Origin of the sequence: Mesorhizobium sp. M8A.F.Ca.ET.021.01.1.1 (assembly GCF_003998025.1) — a bacterium.
Classification (GTDB): domain Bacteria; phylum Pseudomonadota; class Alphaproteobacteria; order Rhizobiales; family Rhizobiaceae; genus Mesorhizobium.
Genome location: NZ_RZSJ01000821.1, coordinates 1 through 2,019 on the forward strand (window position 1 = coordinate 1; position 2,019 = coordinate 2,019).

The window sequence follows — 2,019 nt, forward strand, 5'->3', positions numbered from 1 at the left end:
CCAGACGCCTGGCCGCGCTCTCGCAGGCACAGCGCCAGGCAAGCCGCGATTTCGACCGCGTCGAACTCGGCCAGGGCGGCAATCTGCAAAAGCTCATTCTTGCCCTGGTGAATGGCGGCTGAGAAGGCCACCGCGCGTTGCGGCGCGGCGGCAAATTCGTGATCCGCCTGCCCTACCGGCTCAGATCCAGCGCCGCGCTCAGATCCCCCATCGGCGGCTCGCCATTGGCGGCCAGCGCCTTGTCGCGGGCGACGATGCCGGTCAGCACCGGCAGGTCGTAGCGCGCGGTGATGAAGCGCAGGATCGACGTCGTGTCGTACTGGGTGTGGTCTACCGTGCCCATCCTCGCATAGGGCGAGACGATGAAGGCCCGGATGCGGTTGCCCGGGCCCCAGCGGTCGGCCTTGGGCGGCGCGACGTGATCCCAGAAGCCGCCATTCTCGTCATAGGTGACGACCACCAGCATGTGGCCCCATTGCGGGCTCTTCTCCAGATGCGCGACGACGTCGGCCAGATGGTGGTCGCCGCTCGCCACGTCGGCATAGCCGCCATGTTCATTGAGATTGCCTTGCGGCTTGTAGAAACTCACCGAGGGCAGCTTGCCGTCGTCGATCGCCTTGATGAACTCGGCGCCATCCAGGCCACCGTCCCGCAGATGCTCGGCCCGCGCGGCGGTGCCGGGTGCGTAAGCGGCGAAATAGTTGAAGGGCTGGTGGTGGTACTGGAAGTTCGGCACCGGAGTGGCGTTCTTGCCGTCCAGCGTTGCCTGCCAGGCGCCGCTATACCAGGCCCAGTCGACGCCCTTCAGCGACAGGAGATCGCCGATGGTGATGTCGTGCTGCGGCGGCAGCGTGGTCGGCGCGGCCGGGTCGGCCAGCGCCTTGTCGCCGCCCTCGGCCGGTTTGTTGGCGCTCGGCTGATAGGGCGGCTGCATGGTGTTGACGGCACGGAAATCGGGCGTGATGGCGCCATCATTGACGAATTTCGGCACGCCGCCGAGCGCCGATGCCGGCGAATTGTCGGCGACCTTCAACGACGTGCCGTCGGCGTCGACCACGGCGATCTGGCCCTTGATCGGACTGGTGTCGGCGTGCGGGTAGACCGGCGTACAGGCGCAGGCGAGCTGGAAATGGTTGAGAAAGGAGCCGCCGAATGCGCCCTGGAAGAAATTGTCGGCCAGCACGTATTTCTTCGCCACCTGCCACATCGGCAGGCTCGAGCCGTCATAGTGGCCCATGACGAGGCCGCCGGAATCGGCCCAGGCGACGAATTTGTCGTTCTTCCCGCCGTCGATCTGCATCTGCTCCTGGTAGAAGCGGTGCCACAAGTCGTGGGTGATGACGTTGGTGCCCTCATGGAAGCCCTTGGGATCGTCAATGGCGAAGGCGGCGTTGGCGAGATGCGCGGTCTCGGCCTCCGTCACGACGGGCGTGACGCCCTTGCCGGTCAGCCCGCCCCAGGCCGGCGGCAATTCGGTCAGCGGCTTGCCGTCGCGGTCGAGCTGGCGCGCCTGGTCGGCCGAGACATTGGCCAGGCCATTGGCGCCGGGGAAGCCGCCATAGAGATTATCGAAGCTGCGGTTTTCGGCATAGATGACGACGACGGTGTCGATCTTGTCGAAGCCGGGAGGGGCGGCATGGGCGGCCGCCAGGGGAAGCAGGGCCGAACCGGCCAGACCGAAGGAAGTGAAGAGCTTGAGCCTCGTCATGGGAAGACCTCGTGGCTTGACTGTGGCTAGAGGGGTGCGGGAACCATAGGGCAGCTAACGTGGCTGCCTTGTCACCTTTGTGACAGCCGCCGCCACGGCGAACACGGTTTCGTGAGCACTGGAGCCGGTCATCAATCCGTTGCACTGCGTTCTTATTGCCGGGCCAAAGCGGACCATGCCCCATGACCAGAAGACGATGGAAAATTCGGGCGATCGCCATTGCCGCGATCTCGACCTTTGGCCTTGCCGCGCCCGCGAATTCGGCGGGGCCGGATGGCTTCCATCCCGGCCCACTGTCGCGCGCCGAAGCC

At 65.9% G+C, this 2,019-nt stretch carries 1 protein-coding gene and 1 pseudogene; one reads left to right on the top strand and one right to left on the bottom strand.

Annotated features, from left to right (window positions below):
- A pseudogene (locus EOA36_RS38645) lies at positions 1-122 on the top strand (peptidase); the annotation flags it as partial.
- A 50-nt stretch (positions 123-172) separates the two neighbouring features.
- Here EOA36_RS38645 and EOA36_RS34340 read toward each other — a convergent pair.
- The gene (locus EOA36_RS34340) at positions 173-1,708 is read right to left on the bottom strand and encodes an acid phosphatase (RefSeq protein WP_127281120.1); all 1,536 of its coding nucleotides are present in this window, start codon (positions 1,706-1,708) and stop codon (positions 173-175) included.
- Between the last annotated feature and the right edge of the window lie 311 nt (positions 1,709-2,019).

What these genes read in the sequence shown, in the direction of transcription:
- EOA36_RS34340 (WP_127281120.1), bottom strand. Translation starts at nt 1,708, where the DNA reads ATGACGAGGCTCAAGCTCTTCACTTCCTTCGGTCTGGCCGGTTCGGCC.